This is a genomic window from Roseivivax sp. CAU 1761 (assembly GCF_054482755.1).
This window is the reverse complement of record NZ_JBTLRM010000022.1, coordinates 1-17,122: the sequence shown is the minus strand read 5'-3', so window position 1 is coordinate 17,122 and position 17,122 is coordinate 1. Positions and strand designations below refer to the sequence as shown.

Here is a 17,122-nt window from a genome sequence, read left to right as displayed (position 1 = left end):
GGCATCGGCGCGGCGGCTCCGGGCCCCCGCGCCACGCCTCGTCCGCTGTCTCAGCGCAGCCGCGTCCAGGTCTGGCTCGAGCACAGCAGCCCGCCGGCGACGCAGCCCGAAAGCTTCAGCCGGTCGCCCGACAGCTGCATCTTGCCGAGATAGACCTTGTCGTTCGAGGGCCGCCAGACCCGGCCCTCATAGGTGCCGCCGCCCTGCGGCGCCATGTTGCGGACGATGTATTCGCCCTGGTTGGGCGAGGTGAATTCGCCCTGGGCGTTGAAGCTGCGGGCGATCCGGCCGCAGATGTTGTCGCCGCAGGGCAGCATCTCGATATGCGCGTAGGCACCGTCATCGGGTTCGGTCTGCCACATCCCCGTCACCGGGTCGGCCACCGCCGCTCCCGCCATCAGGGTCAGCCCGGCCAGCATCGCGCTCAGGGTCTTCATTCGGGGTCTCCTCCCTTGGTCTGCCGCGGCAGGCTGCGCCCGGCGCGGGCGCCGCGCAAGTCTGACGCTGGGTCGCGTTGCGCCGGGCCGGCGGGCATGGCAGAGGAACGCCGAGCTGAAGGAGTGCGCCCGATGATCCTCTACCCCGCCATCGACCTCAAGGACGGCCAGGCCGTGCGCCTGCTGCGCGGCGACATGGACAAGGCCACCACCTTCAACGACGACCCCGCCGCCCAGGCGCGCGCCTTCGTCGAGGCCGGCTGCCAATGGCTGCACCTCGTCGACCTGAACGGCGCCTTCGCCGGGCGGCCGGTCAATGCCGCCGCGGTCGAGGCGATCCTCGCCAGCACCGACGTGCCTGCGCAGCTCGGCGGTGGCATCCGCGACATGGCCACCATCGAGGCCTGGCTCGACAAGGGGCTGGCCCGGGTGATCCTCGGCACCGTGGCGGTGGAGAACCCCGACCTCGTGCGCGAGGCGGCGCGCGCCTTCCCGGGCCAGGTCGCGGTCGGCATCGACGCGCGCAAGGGCCGGGTGGCGACCAAGGGCTGGGCCGAGGAGACCGAGGTCGAGGCCACCGAGCTCGCCCGCAGCTTCGAGGATGCCGGCGTGGCGGCGATCATCTACACCGACATCGACCGCGACGGCGCCATGGGCGGGCCCAACATCGCCGCCACCGAGGCGCTGGCCCGGGCGGTCTCGATCCCGGTCATCGCCTCGGGCGGGGTGTCCTCGCTGGACGATCTGCTGGCGCTGCGCGACACCGGCGCCATCGCCGGCGCGATTTCCGGCCGCGCCCTCTACGACGGCGCCCTCGACCTGCGGGCGGCGCTGGCGGCGCTGGGCTGAGCCGGCACCGGGCGGGCGGGGGCGGGCTGTCCTCCGCGCGCCGGCCGCGCCCGCGGGGGCGGGGCGGAGCTCGGGGTCACCGGTCGAGGGGGATCGACACCGAGAACTCGTCGCCGGCCTGTTTCGGCTGGACCAGCAGAAAGCCCAGAACCACGAGGATGACCGCGCCCCAGGCCAGGGCCGGGAGTTGCTCGTCGAGCAGGATCATGCCCCAGGCGATCCCGGCGAGGGTCTGCACGTAGGCCATCTGGCTGGCGAAGACCGCGCCGGCGCGGGCGACGATCTCCAGCGCCAGGGCGATCGACACGCCGGTGGCCAGGGCGAAGGCCAGGATGATCGTCAGACTGGCGAGGTCGATCCGGGCTGGCAGGACCGATTCCCCGAGCGCGCTGCCGGCCCCCGCGAGCAGCGTCGCGGCCAGCGCCAGCATCAGCGCCGTGGTCGTGTATTCGTCGAGATCCTTGGGGCGCCAGGCCATCAGAAGCGTGTGCAGCGTCAGCAGCGCCGGCAGCGCGAGGGCGGCGAGCAGCCAGACCATCTCCGCGCTGCCCTCGGCCGACCCGGTCTGCAACAGCACCAGCGCGACCGCCGCCAGACCGATGCTGAGCCCGAGCAGCCGCCGGGCGCTCGGCCGTTCGAGGGCGATCAGGGCCGAGGCCACGAAGACCATGAAGGCGCGCGAGCTGGCGATGAGCGCGATGATCGACGCCGCCACATGCTCGGCCACGTAGACCAGCCAGACCTTGTAGGCGCAGCCGTAGATCACCGCCCAGGCCAGGAAGAAGCGCAGATGCGCAAACCGCAGGCGGGGCCAGCCGCGATAGACGATGCCCACGCCCAGGCAGATTGCCGCCCCCACCAGGTTGGCCGATACGGCAAGCTCGAGCGGCCGCAGCCCGAGATCCCCGGCCATCCGGCTCAGCGAGGGTCCGACGGCGAACAGGATGCCCGCCACCATGACCATGATCGTGCCCCAGAGCGTGCGGGCGCGCAGGTCGTTCAGGCGCTCGCGCTCGTAGAAGGCCCGGGTCAGGCCCGCCAGCACCTTGGACAGGCGGCCGAGCTGGTCGGGCCGCGCCGAGACGCTCGCGATGTCGAGGTCGGAGGGCCGGAAGTCGCCGGCCTCTATGATTTCCGCCGCCCGGGTCAGGATCTCCACGTCGCGCAGATAGGCGCGTTCGCGGTCGCGGTAGCGCTTGCGGGACAGGGTGGAGCCGAGCCGGGCCCGCAGGATCGTCAGGTCGTAGCTCTTGGGCAGGAAATCCTCGGCGCCGAGCTCCAGCGCCCGGGCCACGCTGTCGGTCTCGGTGTCGAGCGAGGAGACCACGATCACCGGCAGGTCGCGCAGCGCCGCGTCCGCCTTGATCCGGCGCAGCACCTCGAAGCCGTCGATCTCGGGCATCACGATGTCGAGGAAGACCACGTCGAAGGCGCGCGCGCGCAGCAGCGCCAGCGCCGCGGTCCCGTCGCCGGCGATCTCGACGTCGTGGCCCAGCGCGGCCACCGTCATCGCCAGCTTCTTGGCGCTCAGCAGACTGTCGTCGACGACCAGGGCCGACGCGCGTTCGTCGCCGGATGCGTCCGCCATTGGTCCTGCCCCTCCCTGGCCGGCAGCTTATTCGGGGCGGGCGAATTTGCGCAAACGGCAAATTCGGAATGCCGGTGCCGCCACCCCGGCCCGCGCGCCGGTTTACGCAGCGGCAATTGAAACCGGGCCGCATTCTTGCTAGCCTACCTACAAGTTATTTTAGGCTTGGATATTTGGAGCACGTGATGTTTCGGGCGTTGCTGATTTCCGTCCTCGCGACCGCGTCGGGTCTTGCGACCGGGCAGCCCGCCGGGGCCGAACGCGTCGCCGAGCGCGTCCTCGTCACCACGCTCGAATGGCCGCCCTACACCTCGCCGCACCTGCCGAAGGGCGGCGCCACCACCGAGGTGGTGCGCCAGGCCTTCGCCGCCGCCGGCCAGGAGATGGAGGTCCGCTTCCTGCCCTGGAAGCGCGCCATCGCCGAGGCCAAGAACGACGCGCAGGCGCTGGCCTATTTCCCGGGCTACCATTGCCGCCACGTCGAGGGCTTCGTGGCGTCCGAGCCGATCGGCACCGGCCCCCTGGGCTTTGCCGAGAACGTCAACGCCCCGGTCGAATGGCGCAGCATCGACGATATCGGCGAACAGAAACTGAAGGTCGGCACGGTGCTGGGCTACGCCAATACCGACGAGTTCGACGAAAAGGCCGGGACCGGATGGGTGCGGGCGATCCCCGCATCCGACGACGTCACCAACCTGCGCAAGCTGGAGCGGCAGCGCATCGACATGGCGGTGATCGACAAGCTGGTCCTGTCCTATTTGCTGGCCACCGAACCGACCCTGGAGGCCAGCCGCGAGGTGATCCGGTTCAACGCCCGGACGCTCGAGGACAAGACGCTGTATCTCTGCTTCACCGACGACAAGGCGGGCCACGCCTCGCGCGACCGCTTCAACGGGGGGCTGGCCCAGATCGACGCTGATGCCGTCGTCGAACGCTACTTCGCCGAGGAATTCTGATGCCCCCGCTCTCCGGCAGCGGCACCGCCTCCCTGCCGGGCAGCGCCGGGCTCCGGCACGGCGTGGGCGCCATCGCTCGCTCGGTGCAGGGCAAGTTCCTGCTCTACGTGGTGCCGCTGGTGCTGATCTCCACCCTGGTGGTCTTCGGCATGTTCGAGTGGAACGCCCGGCGCGCCGCCGAGGAGCAGCTGCAGGTCAAGCTCGACAAGCTGATCGAGATCCAGAGTGCGGTGGTGGCGGAATCGCTGTGGAACGTCGCCGACCAGCAGATCAAGCTGATCCTGACCGCGCTGGGCACCGATCCCGACATCGTGGCCGCCGCGGTCTACGACGAGCGCGACCGGCTGGTGGCCGCGATCGGCGAGCCCGCGCTGCTCGAATCGGCGGAATTCTCCGACACCCGCGACGTGCTCTACGACACCGGGGACGAGCAGGTCAGGATCGGCCGCTTCCGCATTGCGGTGACGGATTCGCGGCTCACCGATCTGGCCCGCGGCCGCATGGCCCTGGTCGCCTTCCTGGCCGGCATCCTGCTGGTGGCGGTGGTCACCGCGATGCTGACCGCCAACCGGCGGATCATCGGCCGGCCGCTGGCGCTGCTGCTCGACTCGATCCAGCGGGCGCAGGAATCCGGCGAGCGCAAGCGCGTGGACTGGCGCAGCGGCGACGAGATCGGCCGCGTGGTCAGCGCCTTCAACGACATGCAGGAGCGCCAGAGGGCCTTCGAGCGGCAGCTGCGCGCCGCCAATGACGAGCTCGAGGCGCGGGTGGCGGCGCGCACCGCGGAGCTGGCCGATGCGGAGGCCACCGCGCAGGAGGCGCGCCGGCAGCTGACCGACGCCATCGAGAGCATCACCGAGGGCTTCGCGCTGTTCGACCCCGACGACCGGCTGGTGGTCGCGAACCGCCGCTACCGGGAGATCATGCTGGGCGACGGCGCCGCCGAACTCTCCGCGGGCACCCCGTTTGCCGAGATCGCCGCGCGCGCCGCCCGGGCCGGGCGGTTTCCCAATGCCGCGTCCGATCCCGAGATCTGGATCGAACGCCAGATCCTGCGCCACCGGGCCGCCGGCGCGCCCTACATCCAGGAGCTCGAGGGCGATCACTGGCAGCAGATCTCCAACCGCCGGACCGACCAGGGCGGCACCGTGGCGGTGCATTCCGACATCACCGAGATCAAGCGCATCTCGGACGAGCTGAAGCGCGCCAAGGACGCCGCCGAGGCCGCCAACGAGGCCAAGAGCGCCTTCCTCGCCACCATGAGCCACGAGATCCGCACGCCGCTCAACGGCATCATCGGCATGAGCACGCTCCTCAACGGCACCGAGCTGAGCGAGGAGCAGCGCGATTTCAGCGACACCATCGCCACCGCCGCGGACACGCTGCTGACGATCATCAACGACATCCTCGACTTCTCCAAGGTCGAGGCCGGGGCGCTGGAACTCGAACGGGTGCCGCTCGACCTCACCGAGACCATCGAAAGCTCCGCCGAGCTGGTCGCCGCCAAGGCCGCCGAGAAGGGCATCGAGCTGGCCTGCCGCATCGAGGCGGACGTGCCGGCGGCGTTCTACGGCGACCCGGTGCGGCTCAAGCAGATCCTGATGAACCTGTTGAACAACGCGGTGAAGTTCACCGAGGTCGGGGAGGTCGTGCTCGGCGTCTCGACGAGCTTCCCCGATGCCAGCCGCAGGCCGGGCGAGACGACGCTGGTGCGCTTCTCGGTCCGCGACACCGGCATCGGCATCCCGGCCGACCGCATGGACCGCCTGTTCAAGTCTTTCAGCCAGGTCGACGCCTCGACGACGCGGCGCTACGGCGGCACCGGGCTCGGCCTCGTCATCACCAAGCGCCTGGTGGAGCTGATGAGCGGCGAGATCCGCGTCGAGAGCACCCCCGGCGAGGGCACCACCTTCACCTTCAGCCTGCCGGTCGAGGTGGCCGACCTGCCGGACCGCCAGAACAGCCGGGACATGCTGGCGGCGATCCGCGGCGCGCGCCTGCTGATCGTCGACGACAACCGCACCAACCGCCTGATCCTGAGCGACAAGATGCGCAGCTGGGAGCTCTCGCCGCTGGCCAGCGAGAGCCCGGTGGAGGCGCTCGACCTGATCCGGTCGGGCGACCGCTTCGACGCCATCGTGGTGGATTTCAAGATGCCGGAGATGAACGGCTTCGAGTTCACCCGCGCGGTCCGCCAGCGCCTCGACGCCGAGGCGCCGCCGATGATCCTGTTCTCTTCGGTCTCGCCGCTCGACAGCGAGTTCCGGGCCGGCGCCACGGAGATGGATTACGCGGCGATCCTGTCGAAACCCGCGAAATCGGGGCAGCTGCTGGCGGCCCTGGCCCGCGCGCTGGCGCCCGAGCAGAGCTTCGGTCCGGAGCCGGCCGCTGCGGCGGTGCCGAGCGGCCCGGCCGGCGACGCCGAGGATCTGCGGGTGCTGCTGGTCGACGACAACGCCATCAACCGCAAGGTCGGCGCCAAGATCCTGAAATCCCTGGGCCACGCCCCGGTGGTGGTGAGCAGCGGCCAGGAGGCCATCGACAGCTGCCGGGCGGAGGATTTCCACATCGTGCTGATGGACATCGAGATGCCCGACATGGACGGCATCAGCGCCACCCGCGGCATCAAGGCGGCGCTGGGCGAGGCGCGCCGGCCCTACATCGTCGCCCTGACCGCCAATGCCATGAGCTCGGAACGCGAGAGCTACCTGAACTCCGGCATGGACGACTACCTCAGCAAACCGATCGACGTCGAGGCCCTGGCCGCCAGCATCGCGGCCGCGCGGCAGCACCGGGCCGCCCGGCGCGGCGCCAGAGAGCAGGGAGGGACCAGCCCGTGACCGAGGACACGATGATCGACCGCGGCGCCATCGCGCGCCTTCTCGAGGTGATCGGCGGCGATGTCGACGACCTGCGCGAATTGCTGGACGAGTTCCACAGCTCCACCCCCGCCCTGGTCGCGCAGATGCAGGCGGCGGCGGCAAGCGGCGACACCGATGCGCTGCGGATCGCGGCGCACAGCCTGAAATCCAACAGCCGCGATTTCGGCGCCCTGGCGCTCGGCGATCTCTGCGAGGGGCTGGAGCACGATTGCCGCGCCGGTCCGGTGACCGACGGGCCCGCGCGGGTCGCGGCGATCGCGCACGAACTGGCGGTGGTGCGCGGCGCGCTCAACGGAATAGTGGCGGATGAATGAGCAAGCCACCGGGGCGGAGCACGCCGGCGCGCGGTTCCGGGCACGGCTGCTGGTCGTCGACGACAACTCGCTCAGCCGCCGCAAGCTGGGCATGGCGGTGCAGCGGCTGGGCCACGACGCGGAGATGGCGGGCGACGGGGCCGAGGCGCTGGCCATGCTGGGCGCGGCCCCTTTCGATGCGGTGCTGCTCGACATCGTGATGCCCGAGATGGACGGCTTCGCGGTGCTGGCGGCGCTGAAGGCCGATGACGCGCTGCGCGACATCCCGGTGATCGTGATCTCCGATCTCGACGACGAGACCGCCAGCGTCGTGCGCGCGCTCAGCCTCGGCGCGGAGGATTTCCTGCCCAAGGCCTTCGACCCGGTGATCCTGCGCGCCCGGCTCGAGGCCTGCCTCGCCAAGAAGCGCTACCGCGACCAGGAGCGCGAGTATTTCGGTCGCATCCGGCGCCTCACCCGCGCCGCCGAGGTGCTCGAGAGCGGGCAGTTCCGGCCCGGCGATCTGGGTCTCGACGAGCTGGCCGCGCATGACGACCCGCTGGGCCACCTGGCCGGGGTGTTCCGCGGCATGTCGACCGAGATCTACGAGCGCGAGATCAAGCTCAGGCGCGCCGTCCACGCGCTCCAGGGCGCCTTCCTGGTGCTCGCCGTGGGGCTGGTCTGGGGCCTGACGCCGGCACTGTCGCGGATGGCCTCGGGGCTGGGCTCGACGCCGCTCGGGCTCGCGGTCTGGGTCAACGCCATCGCCGCGGCCCTGTGCCTCGGCATCGCGCTCTACCGCGGGAAGCTGCCGCGGTTGGGCCGCCGCGACCTGCTGTTCTTTCTCGCCTGGGCCTTCCTCGCGGGCATCCTGCAACGGATGACGACCTTCGTGGCGACGGCGCATGTCGAGGCCTCAATGCTGTCGCTGATCGTCACGCTGCAGGGTTTCATGACCTTCGCCTTCGCGGCGCTGTTCCGCATGGAGCGGGCCGCGCCGCGGCGCCTCCTGGGTCTGCTGGTGGGGCTGGTGGGCGTCGCCATGGTGCTGCTGACGAAGGCCGATATGGGGGGCGGCGGCGACGGAATGTGGCTGGTCTTCGCGATGCTGCTGCCGCTCTTCTTCGCGGTGGAATCGCTGGTCCTCGCCGGCAAGCGGCCGGAGCATGTCGACATCTTCGCCGCGGTCGGCGTGATGATGGCGATCTCGGCCGCGCTGCTCTTCCCGGTGGCCCAGGCGAGCGGCAGCCTGATGCCGCTCGGCCCCGGCTTCGGACGGCTCGAGGCGCTGGTCGTGCTGATGGGGGTCGCCGGCGCCGCCTCGCTGCTGCTCGCCTTCCACCTGATCGCCACCGCCGGCCCGGTCTTCTACAGCCAGAGCGCCTATGCCATGACCATCGCCGGGGTGGTCTGGGGCATGCTGCTGCTTGACGAGGAACTCACCCCCCTGGCCTGGGCCGCCTTCGCCATCATCCTCGTCGGCATGTATCTGGTGGAGCCGAAGATCCGCGACGAGGATCTGGTGATCAAGCGCTCCTTCCGCGCGCCGGCCCGCAGCTGACGGACGGCGGTCCCGGGGGCGCTGGACATGGCCGGGGGCGGGGGGCAGAAACGGGCAGCGGCAAGCAAGGGAGGCGGCATGGACATCGAGGCGCTGGCGCAGGGCATCCTGGCGGGCGAGCGGCGGGCGCTGTCGCGGGGCATCACCCTGGTGGAGAGCGGCCGCGCCGATCACCGCCGCGCCGCCACCGAGCTGATGGAGCGCCTCAACGCCGCAGATCACGGCCGCGAGGCGCTGCGGCTGGGGCTCTCGGGCACGCCGGGCGTCGGCAAGTCGACCTTCATCGAGACCTTCGGCATGGCGCTCTGCGGCGCCGGGATGAAGGTCGGCGTGCTGGCGGTCGATCCGTCCTCGGCGCGCTCGGGCGGCTCGATCCTCGGCGACAAGACCCGCATGGAGCGGCTCTCGCGCGAGCGCAATGCCTTCATCCGGCCCTCGCCCAGCCAGAGCCATCTGGGCGGCGTGGCGCGCCGCACCCGCGAGGCCATCGGCCTGCTCGAGGCGGCGGGCTTCGATGCGGTGCTGGTCGAGACGGTGGGGGTCGGGCAGTCCGAGACCGTGGTGGCCGAGATGACCGACCTCTTCGTGCTGCTTCTGGCCCCGGCCGGCGGCGACGAGCTGCAGGGGGTCAAGCGCGGCATCATGGAGATGGCCGACCTGATCCTCGTCAACAAGGCCGATGGCGAGCTGAAGGCGCAGGCCACCCGGACCTGCGCCGATTACGCCGGCGCGCTGCGGCTGCTGCGCAAGCGGCCGCAGGACCCGGAGGGCTTCCCCAAGGCGCTCACCGTCTCGGCCGCCGAGGCGCACGGGCTCGACGCCGCCTGGTCCGAGATGCAGGCGCTGGCGGAGTGGCGCCGCGAGAGCGGGCACTGGCAGCGCCGCCGCGCCGAGCAGGCGCGCTACTGGTTCGAGGCCGAGGTCCGCGAGGGGCTGCTGGCGCGGCTCCGGCGGGAGCCGGTGAAGGGGGCAATGGCGGATCTCGCGGGCCGCGTTGAGGCCGGCGAGATGACCCCGGCGGCGGCGGCGGAGAGCCTGCTCGAAGCCTATCTCGGCGGCTGAGCGATGCGGGCGCTGCCGGTCTTCGAGGGCCGCCTGCTGCGCGCCGACCTTTTCCCGGGCGGGGGCGCCGGGCTCTTCGTGACCTTCCGCCAGCGGCTCGACCTGCCGCGCGGCTTCGACGCGCCGCGCCCGGTGCGGACCTTCACCGAGGCCGGGTTCGCGCATCTGCATTGCCAGGCCCGCGACAACGACTGGTACGTCAATGCCGAGACCGCGTCCTTCGCGGCGGCGCTGGCCGACTGCGCCGCGGGGCAGCCGCGGCGGATCGCCATGGGGTTCTCGATGGGCGGCTACGCGGCCCTGCGCTTCGCCGCGGCGCTGCGGCTCGACCGCGCGGTGCTGGTCTCGCCGCAGGTCTCGATCCATCCCGAAACCGTGCCCTGGGACCGCCGCTTCCACGCCCATGCCGAAGGCTTCGATCCGGTGGCGGGGGACCTCGCCCGGCATGGCCGCCCGGCGCTCGAGGGCGTCATCCTGGCCGATCCGTTCCGGCGCGCCGATCTGCGCAATGCGCAGGCGATTCGCGCGCTCTTTCCCGGCCTTGCCCTGGCGCGGCTGGCGGGCGGCGGACACCCTGCCAGCGCGGTGCTCAGGGCCGGCGGACGGTTCGGCGCGCTGCAGCGCTGCCTCACCGCGCCGGAGTTCGATCCGGGGCGGCTGGTGCGGCTGCACCGGCGGGTGCGGGGCGGCGTTCCGGCCTATTGGCAGGAGCTGGCCGCGCTGGCCGAACGGCACGGTCGCCGGCCCCTCGCGGCGCGCTGCCGCGATCGCGCGGCCCAGCTCGCGCGGGGCCTTGACGATGCGCCCGCGAGGTCCTAATGACGCGAAACCGAGATTCCGGGTGCCCGCGGGCGCCCTTTCGACATTGGCGGGGCCGTCGCGCTTCCCGCGGAGAGAAGACGAGGAACAACCCATGTCGCGTGTCTGCGAACTGACCGGCAAGGCGCCCATGGTTGGCAACAATGTCAGCCACGCCAACAACAAGACCAAGCGTCGTTTCCTGCCCAACCTGAACGACGTCACCCTGCAGTCCGAGACGCTGGGCCGCGGCGTCAAGCTGCGCATCTCCGCCTCGGCGCTGCGCTCGGTGGACCACCGCGGCGGTCTCGACAAGTTCCTCGCCAAGGCGAAGGACACCGAGCTGTCGGCCGCGGCGCTGAAGGTGAAGAAGGAAATCGCCAAGGCACAGGCCGCAGCCACCGCCGAGGCCTGATCGCCGGGCGCCCGAGGGCGCCGGACGAGCACGAGACGAAGCCGCGCGCGACCCCGGGTCGGCGCGGCTTTCGCGTTTCCGGGGGCAGGGCGCGCCGCCCGGCCTCAGGGGCCGAGCGCCAGCAGCGCGATTTCGCCCGGCCAGACCTCGGCGAGGCGGCGTGAAGCCTGCCAGGCGCGGAGCCCGGAGCGGCAGCAGAGCACCGCGCGCTGCCCCGGTTCGGGCTGCGGCCCGCCGGGGCCGAAGGCCTCGACGCCGAGGCGCCGGGCCTGCGGCAGCGCCAGCGGACCCTCCTCCGGGGCGCGCAGATCGACCACGAAATCGCCGGGCCGCACGGCGTCCGCATCGAGGAAGCGCGGCGCGACCGGCGGTTCCGGCGCGGCGTGGAAGGCGAAGCCGCCCCAGCGCAGCGCTGCCGCGTCCCAGGTCACCAGCCGCCCCAGCGGCGAGGGGGAAAGCCCCGCCGCCAGCGCCAGCGCCATCTGCGCCTGCAGGCTGCCGATCACCCCGACCACCGGCCCCAGCACGCCCTCCTCGGCGCAGCTGCCGGCGCGGGCGGGCAGGTCGGGAAACACCGCGCGCAGCGACGGCGCGCCGCCGCAGAACGCCCCGGCATAGCCCGCCACCCCGGTGGCCGAGGCGCTGACCAGCGGCCGCGCGGTGGCGTGGCAGAGATCGGAGAGGATGTAGGAGGCGGCGAAGCTGTCGGCGCAGTCGATCACCAGGTCGGCGTCGCGGGCCAGATCGGCGGCATTGCCGGGCCGGAGCGCCGCCGCGACGGGCTCCACAAGGGTCTCGGGGTTGAGGCCGGCCAGCGCGGCGGCGGCGGCGGCGACCTTGGGGCGGCCCAGATCCGCCATCCGGAACAGCGTCTGGCGGTGCAGGTTGCCCGTCTCCACGCGGTCGGGATCGACCAGCCGCAGATGCCCGATCCCGGCGCCGGCGAGCTGCTGGAGCAGCGGCGCGGCGAGCCCACCCGCGCCGACCACCAGCGCCCGGGCGCCGGCGAGACGGGCCTGGCCCGCGGCGCCGAAGCCCGGCACCGCGACCTGGCGGGCGTAGCGGCTCACCGCGTCGCCTCCACCCATGCCGCGATCCGGGCCTCGGGGTCGGGGTTCAGCGTGATGTCGGTGACCACCGAGACGCAATCGGCGCCGGCGGCGAAGGCACCCGGCGCCCGCGCCAGGCTGAGCCCGCCGATCGCCACCAGCGGGCGGGCGCCGATCCTCGCCTTCCACTCCGCCACCCGGTCGAGCCCCTGCGCGTCCCAGCGCATCTGCTTGAGGATCGTCGGCCAGACCGGCCCCAGCGCCACATAGGCCGGGTCGAGGGCCAGTGCGCGGTCGAGCTCGGCCGCGTCGTGGGTCGAGATGCCGAGCCGGATGCCGGCGCGGCGCAGCGTCGCGGTGTCGGCGGTGTCGAGATCCTCCTGGCCCAGATGCACCCAGCCGCAGCCGAGATCGAGCGCCGCCTGCCAGTGATCGTTGACCACCAGCGTGGCGCCGGCGGCGGCGCAGAGATCGCGGGCGCGGGCCAGCAGGCGCCGGACCTCCTCCGGGGCGCGGTCCTTGATCCGCATCTGCACGAAGCGCACGCCGCGGGGCAGGGCGCGCGGCAGCCAGTCGGGATGGTCGAAGATCGGGTAGAAGCGGTCGGGGATCATGCCAGCCCCGCCAGTCCGAGAAGCGGCGAGGACGGCGCCGCGGTGTCGCGCATCTCCATCGGGTCGGCGGCGCGGGCCAGACGCCCGGCCTCGATCGCGCGGGCAAAGGCCAGCGCCATGGCGGGGGGATCGCCGGCCTCGGCCACCGCGGTGTTCAGGAGCACCGCGTCGAAGCCCATCTCCATGGCCTGCGCGGCGTGGCTCGGCAGGCCGAGCCCGGCATCGACGATCATCGGCACCTCGGGGAACTGGGCGCGCAGGGTGCGCAGCCCGTAGGGGTTGTTGAGCCCGCGGCCGGTGCCGATCGGCGCGCCCCAAGGCATCAGCACCTCGCAGCCGGCCTCGAGGAGCCGTCCCGCCAGCACGCCGTCCTCGGTGGTGTAGGGCAGCACCTTGAAGCCCTCGGCGGCGAGGATGCGCGCCGCCTCGAGCAGGCCGAACGGGTCGGGCTGCAGGGTGTCGGCATCGCCGATCACCTCGAGCTTGATCCAGTCGGTGGCGAAGATCTCGCGCGCCATCTGCGCCGTGGTCACCGCCTCGCGCACCGAATGGCAGCCGGCGGTGTTGGGCAGGACGCGGACCCCGAGCTCGCGGATCAGGGCCCAGAAGGCGTCGCCGGCGCCGCCCGGGGCCTCGCGCCGGAGCGACACGGTGGCGACCGCGGCGCCGGAGCGGCGGAACGCCTCGGCCATGACCTCGGGCGAGGGGTAGCGCGCCGTGCCGAGGAGCAGCGGCGAGGCGAGCGGGGTGCCGTAGAGCACGGGTCCGGGGCGCATCGTCTCAGCCGCCCTGCCGCGGCGCCACGATCTCCACCCGGTCGCCGGGCGCGAGCGCGTGGCCGGGCCGCGCCGCGGCGGGGACGAATTCGCCGTTCACCGCGGTGGCCACCACCGCCTCGGCATAGCCGAGCTCCCCCAGCGCGGCGTCGAGCCGGGTCGCGGCGACCTCGTGCGGGGCGTCATTGACGAAGATCTTCATGGCATTCCTCCGGGATCGGGGCATCGAAGACGAGATCGGCGGCCTGCCGCGCCAGCGCCGGCGCCATCAGGAAGCCGTGGCGGAACAGGCCGTTGACGTGGAGCCGCCCGCCGCGCTCCAGCACCCGCGGCAGGTTGTCGGGAAAGGCCGGGCGGGCGCCGGCGCCCAGTTCCAGCACCCGGGCCTCGGCGAAGGCCGGGTCGAGCGCGTGCGCCGCGGCGAAGAGCTCGGCGGCGCCGCGCAGCCGCACCGGCCCGGCATCGGCGGTCTCGACCTGGGTGGCGCCGATCATGTAGCGCCCTTCGCCGCGCGGCACGACGTAGAGCGGGTGGCGCGGATGCAGCAGCCGCACCGGCCGGCCCAGCCGCATCTCGGGGGCGTCGAGAAGCGCCATCTCGCCGCGCACCCCGCGCAGGCCCGGAAGCCGATCGGCGGCGGCGAGGCCGCGGCAATCGATCAGCCGCCCGGCGGCGGGGGCCGCGGGCGCCTCGGGCACCACTTCGATGCCGCGGGCGGCGAGTCGCGTCCGCAGGGCCGAGAGCGCCCGGCGCGGGTCGAGATGGGCCTCGTCCGGAAAGTGCAGCGCGCGGTCGAAGCGCTCCGCCAGCTGCGGCTCGAGCCGCGCCAGCCCGGCCCGGTCGAGCGCGACATGGCCCGCAGTGCGGCGGGCAAAGCGGTCGAGCGCCGCGCGGTCGCGTCCCAGCGCCACCACCAGCGTGCCGGCGCGGACCACCTCGGCGCCCATCGCCTGCCACCACTCGGCGGCGCCGCGGCCCAGACGGGCGACCGGTTCGGGCGCGGTCTCGGCCTCGCAATCGGGCGCCAGCATGCCGCCGGCCCACCACGAGCAGCCATGCGGCCCCGGCGTGCCGGCCGGGTCGACGACATGCGGGCGCGCGCCGCGGGCGGCCAGCTCCGCCGCCACCGCGAGCCCGGCCACGCCCGCGCCCAGGATGGTGAGCGGGGCGGTCACGGCCAGATGGCGTGGAAATGGTGCACCGGGCCGTGTCCGCCGCCGACGCCCAGCCGGTCGGCCCCGGCGATGGCGTCCTGCAGCCAGGCGCGTGCCGCCGCCACCGCGGTTCCGAGATCGCGGCCCAAGGCCAGGTCCGCGGCGATGGCCGAGGACAGCGAACAGCCGGTGCCGTGGGTGTGCTTCGTGGCGATGCGCGGATGCTCGTAGCGGGTGACGCCGCCCGGGTGGACCAGCATGTCGGTGCAGACCGGCCCGGTGCCGTGCCCGCCCTTGACCAGCACAGCGCGGGCCCCGCAGTCCCGGAGCGCCGCGCCCTGCTGCGCCGCCGCGTCGGGATCGGCGGCGAGGCCGGTGCCGAGCAGGGCGGCGGCCTCGGCGAGGTTCGGGGTCACGAGGTCGGCGCGCGGCAGCAACGCGTCGCGGAGCGCGGCCACAGCCTCCGGCGCGAGCAGCGCGTCGCCCGAGGTCGCCACCATCACCGGGTCGAGCACCACCGGCCCGTCGAAGCCGTCGAGCGCCCGCGCCACCGCCGCTATGATATCGGCATCGGCCAGCATGCCGATCTTCACCGCGTCGATGCGGATATCCTCGCGCACCGCTTCGATCTGCGCCGCCACCAGGTCGGGGGCCAGCGGCACGGCGCGGCGCACGCCGCGGGTGTTCTGGGCGGTGATCGCGGTGATCGCGGTGGCGGCATAGACGCCGCGGGCCGAGGCGGTCTTGAGATCGGCCTGGATGCCGGCGCCGCCGCCGCTGTCGGACCCGGCGATGACGAGAAGCGTGGAAATCCTGCCCATGGCTGCGCTCCGAAACTTCTGGGCAAGCCGTTTGGGGGAGCGCGCGCGGGTCCTCCCGCGCCAGGGTCGTGCTCCGTTCCCTCCGCCGGCATTGCCCGGATCAGGTTCGATGGGTTAGCGCTGTGCCTCTCAGCCCCGGCGACGGGGCACCCCAACGGATGTGCCAAGGGGTAGACCGCCTGACGCCGCGGCGCAAGGGCGGCCCGGCCGCGGCACGCGGGCTGCGCGGAAGGCCGCGCGCCGGACGGGCGGCGACGTTATCGGGGACGGTTCGGAGGGGGCAGTCCGCGGCGGCGGATCGGATCAGAGCCGCTTGCGCGCGGCCAGAGCCGCGGTGAGCGTGCCGTCGTCGAGATAGTCGAGCTCGCCGCCGATCGGCACGCCCTGGGCCAGCGAGGACAAGGCCACCCGGCCCTCGAGCCGGTCGGCGATGTAATGCGCGGTGGTCTGGCCGTCGACGGTGGCGTTGAGGGCGAGGATCACCTCGCCGATCGCCTCGGCCTCGATGCGGTCGAGCAGGCGCGGGATGCGCAGTTCCTCGGGGCCGACATGGTCGAGTGCCGAGAGCGTGCCGCCCAGAACGTGGTAGCGGCCGCGGAAGGTCCCGGACCGCTCCAGCGCCCAGAGATCGGCGACGTCCTCGACGACGCAGAGCAGCCCGTTGGCGCGCCGGTCGTCGGCGCAGATCGGGCAGATGTCGGCGGTCGCGACATTGCCGCAATTGAGGCATTCGCGGGCGGTCGCCGCGACCTTGGTCATGGCCTCGGAAAGCGGGGTCAGCAGCGGGCCGCGCTTGCGCACCAGGTGCAGCACGGCGCGGCGGGCCGAGCGCGGCCCGAGCCCGGGCAGCCGCGCCATCAGGTCGATCAGCGTCTCGATGTCGCCGTCAGCCGCCATGCCGGTCCCGCCGCCGTCCGGTCAGAACGGCATCTTCATGTCGGCCGGCAGGCCGAGGCTCTCGGTGAGCTTGCGCATCTCGTCCTGGGCCCGGTCGGAGGCCTTGGTCTGCGCATCCTTGATGGCGGCGAGGATCAGGTCCTCGACCACTTCCTTGTCGTCGCCGTTGAAGATCGACGGATCGATGTCGAGCGATTTCAGCTCGCCCTTGGCCGAGGCCACCGCCTTGACCAGCCCGGCGCCGGATTCGCCGGTCACCGTCATCGTGTGCAGGTCCTCCTGCAGGGCCGCCATGCGGGTCTGCATCTCCTGCGCCTTCTTCATCATCCCGGCCATGTCGCCGAGATTGCCCAGACCTTTGAACATGGTGGTCTCCTGTCGCTTTGCCTGCCTGAGATACGTGCGCGGGGGCGGGGTCACAAGGGCGCGACCGGGATCACTGCTCCTCGAAGGGGTCCCATTCGTCCTCGACCTCGGGCAGCGCCTCCTCCTCGACCTCCTGGGCCAGCTCCTCGGCGCTGCGGATGGCGGCGATGCGGGCCTTCGGAAAGGCGTCGAGCGCGGCCTGGACCAGCGGGTGGGCGGCGGCCTCGGCCTCGCGCTCGAGCCGCGCCGCGTCGCGGGTCTCGAGGATGGTGGGCGCGGTGCAGCCATTGACCAGGCTGACCGCCCAGCGGTTGCCGGTCCAGCGCCCGAGCGCGGCGCCGAGGCGCTGCGCCAGGTCCGAGGGCGCGCTCTCGGCCGGGGTGAACTCGATGCGGCCGGGCTGGTAGGCGGCGAGCCGCACGCCGCCCTCGACATCGACCAGAAGCTTCACGTCGCGGTTGGCGCGGATCAGGTCGAGCACGTGCTCGAAGGTCGGGTAGCGCGCCAGCGCCTGGTCGGTGGCGACGGCGCGGACCGGCCCGCCGCGCGGCCCCGCCGGGCCGGTGGCGCCGCCCGAGACCGCGGCGCCGGAGCCGGCATGGGC

18 protein-coding genes, 1 pseudogene and 1 riboswitch are annotated in these 17,122 nt (G+C 72.8%); of the genes and pseudogenes, 8 read left to right on the top strand and 11 right to left on the bottom strand.

Annotated features, from left to right (window positions below; all coding sequences use genetic code 11):
* Positions 1 to 50 precede the first annotated feature (50 nt).
* Complete coding sequence (locus ACXYMW_RS13575; RefSeq protein ID WP_459035865.1) at positions 51 to 437, bottom strand: DUF2147 domain-containing protein; 387 nt, start codon at positions 435 to 437, stop codon at positions 51 to 53.
* A 132-nt stretch (positions 438 to 569) separates the two neighbouring features.
* Here ACXYMW_RS13575 and hisA point away from each other — a divergent pair, with 132 nt between their 5' ends.
* A complete protein-coding gene (hisA, locus tag ACXYMW_RS13570; RefSeq protein WP_459035864.1) occupies positions 570 to 1,286 on the top strand; it encodes a 1-(5-phosphoribosyl)-5-[(5-phosphoribosylamino)methylideneamino]imidazole-4-carboxamide isomerase in 717 nt (238 codons plus the stop codon).
* A 76-nt stretch (positions 1,287 to 1,362) separates the two neighbouring features.
* Here the strand turns inward: hisA and ACXYMW_RS13565 are convergent, their stop codons facing one another.
* Positions 1,363 to 2,874 (bottom strand): response regulator, encoded by a 1,512-nt coding sequence (locus ACXYMW_RS13565; protein ID WP_459035863.1) that lies wholly within the window; start codon positions 2,872 to 2,874, stop codon positions 1,363 to 1,365.
* A gap of 197 nt (positions 2,875 to 3,071) precedes the next feature.
* Here ACXYMW_RS13565 and ACXYMW_RS13560 point away from each other — a divergent pair, with 197 nt between their 5' ends.
* From ACXYMW_RS13560 to rpmB, 7 genes are all read left to right on the top strand, one after another.
* Complete coding sequence (locus tag ACXYMW_RS13560; RefSeq protein ID WP_459035862.1) at positions 3,072 to 3,830, top strand: substrate-binding periplasmic protein; 759 nt, start codon at positions 3,072 to 3,074, stop codon at positions 3,828 to 3,830.
* Positions 3,830 to 6,670 (top strand): response regulator, encoded by a 2,841-nt coding sequence (locus ACXYMW_RS13555; RefSeq protein WP_459035861.1) that lies wholly within the window; start codon positions 3,830 to 3,832, stop codon positions 6,668 to 6,670. Before ACXYMW_RS13560 ends, ACXYMW_RS13555 begins: the two co-directional genes overlap by 1 nt.
* A complete protein-coding gene (locus ACXYMW_RS13550; protein ID WP_459035860.1) occupies positions 6,667 to 7,026 on the top strand; it encodes an Hpt domain-containing protein in 360 nt (119 codons plus the stop codon). Before ACXYMW_RS13555 ends, ACXYMW_RS13550 begins: the two co-directional genes overlap by 4 nt.
* Positions 7,019 to 8,566 (top strand): response regulator, encoded by a 1,548-nt coding sequence (locus tag ACXYMW_RS13545; RefSeq protein ID WP_459035859.1) that lies wholly within the window; start codon positions 7,019 to 7,021, stop codon positions 8,564 to 8,566. Before ACXYMW_RS13550 ends, ACXYMW_RS13545 begins: the two co-directional genes overlap by 8 nt.
* Positions 8,567 to 8,644: 78 nt before the next feature.
* Positions 8,645 to 9,628, top strand: a complete 984-nt coding sequence (meaB, locus tag ACXYMW_RS13540) for a methylmalonyl Co-A mutase-associated GTPase MeaB (protein ID WP_459035858.1) — start codon at positions 8,645 to 8,647, stop codon at positions 9,626 to 9,628.
* Between the two features lie 3 nt (positions 9,629 to 9,631).
* Entirely contained in the window at positions 9,632 to 10,447 is an 816-nt protein-coding gene (locus ACXYMW_RS13535) for an alpha/beta hydrolase (RefSeq protein WP_459035857.1), read from the top strand.
* A 94-nt stretch (positions 10,448 to 10,541) separates the two neighbouring features.
* Positions 10,542 to 10,841, top strand: a complete 300-nt coding sequence (gene rpmB / locus ACXYMW_RS13530) for a 50S ribosomal protein L28 (protein ID WP_459035856.1) — start codon at positions 10,542 to 10,544, stop codon at positions 10,839 to 10,841.
* Positions 10,842 to 10,945: 104 nt separating this feature from the next.
* Here rpmB and ACXYMW_RS13525 read toward each other — a convergent pair whose 3' ends face one another.
* The 9 genes and pseudogenes from ACXYMW_RS13525 to ACXYMW_RS13485 form a co-directional block, all read right to left on the bottom strand.
* The gene (locus tag ACXYMW_RS13525) at positions 10,946 to 11,911 is read right to left on the bottom strand and encodes a HesA/MoeB/ThiF family protein (RefSeq protein ID WP_459035855.1); all 966 of its coding nucleotides are present in this window, start codon (positions 11,909 to 11,911) and stop codon (positions 10,946 to 10,948) included.
* Positions 11,908 to 12,504 (bottom strand): thiamine phosphate synthase, encoded by a 597-nt coding sequence (locus ACXYMW_RS13520; RefSeq protein ID WP_459035854.1) that lies wholly within the window; start codon positions 12,502 to 12,504, stop codon positions 11,908 to 11,910. Before ACXYMW_RS13520 ends, ACXYMW_RS13525 begins: the two co-directional genes overlap by 4 nt.
* A complete protein-coding gene (locus ACXYMW_RS13515) occupies positions 12,501 to 13,280 on the bottom strand; it encodes a thiazole synthase (RefSeq protein WP_459035853.1) in 780 nt (259 codons plus the stop codon). The genes ACXYMW_RS13520 and ACXYMW_RS13515 overlap by 4 nt, the downstream gene beginning before the upstream one ends.
* A gap of 4 nt (positions 13,281 to 13,284) precedes the next feature.
* The gene (gene thiS / locus ACXYMW_RS13510; RefSeq protein WP_459035852.1) at positions 13,285 to 13,482 is read right to left on the bottom strand and encodes a sulfur carrier protein ThiS; all 198 of its coding nucleotides are present in this window, start codon (positions 13,480 to 13,482) and stop codon (positions 13,285 to 13,287) included.
* Complete coding sequence (locus ACXYMW_RS13505) at positions 13,463 to 14,455, bottom strand: FAD-dependent oxidoreductase (RefSeq protein WP_459035851.1); 993 nt, start codon at positions 14,453 to 14,455, stop codon at positions 13,463 to 13,465. Before ACXYMW_RS13505 ends, thiS begins: the two co-directional genes overlap by 20 nt.
* Complete coding sequence (gene thiD / locus ACXYMW_RS13500; RefSeq protein ID WP_459035850.1) at positions 14,452 to 15,255, bottom strand: bifunctional hydroxymethylpyrimidine kinase/phosphomethylpyrimidine kinase; 804 nt, start codon at positions 15,253 to 15,255, stop codon at positions 14,452 to 14,454. The genes ACXYMW_RS13505 and thiD overlap by 4 nt, the downstream gene beginning before the upstream one ends.
* A 60-nt stretch (positions 15,256 to 15,315) precedes the next feature.
* A riboswitch (TPP riboswitch) is annotated at positions 15,316 to 15,419 on the bottom strand.
* A gap of 139 nt (positions 15,420 to 15,558) precedes the next feature.
* Entirely contained in the window at positions 15,559 to 16,152 is a 594-nt protein-coding gene (gene recR, locus ACXYMW_RS13495; RefSeq protein ID WP_459035849.1) for a recombination mediator RecR, read from the bottom strand.
* Positions 16,153 to 16,173: 21 nt separating this feature from the next.
* Positions 16,174 to 16,518: a YbaB/EbfC family nucleoid-associated protein gene (locus tag ACXYMW_RS13490; RefSeq protein WP_459035848.1), complete on the bottom strand. Its 345-nt coding sequence runs from the start codon at positions 16,516 to 16,518 to the stop codon at positions 16,174 to 16,176.
* A gap of 70 nt (positions 16,519 to 16,588) precedes the next feature.
* Positions 16,589 to 17,122, bottom strand: a pseudogene (locus ACXYMW_RS13485) (DNA polymerase III subunit gamma/tau); the annotation flags it as partial.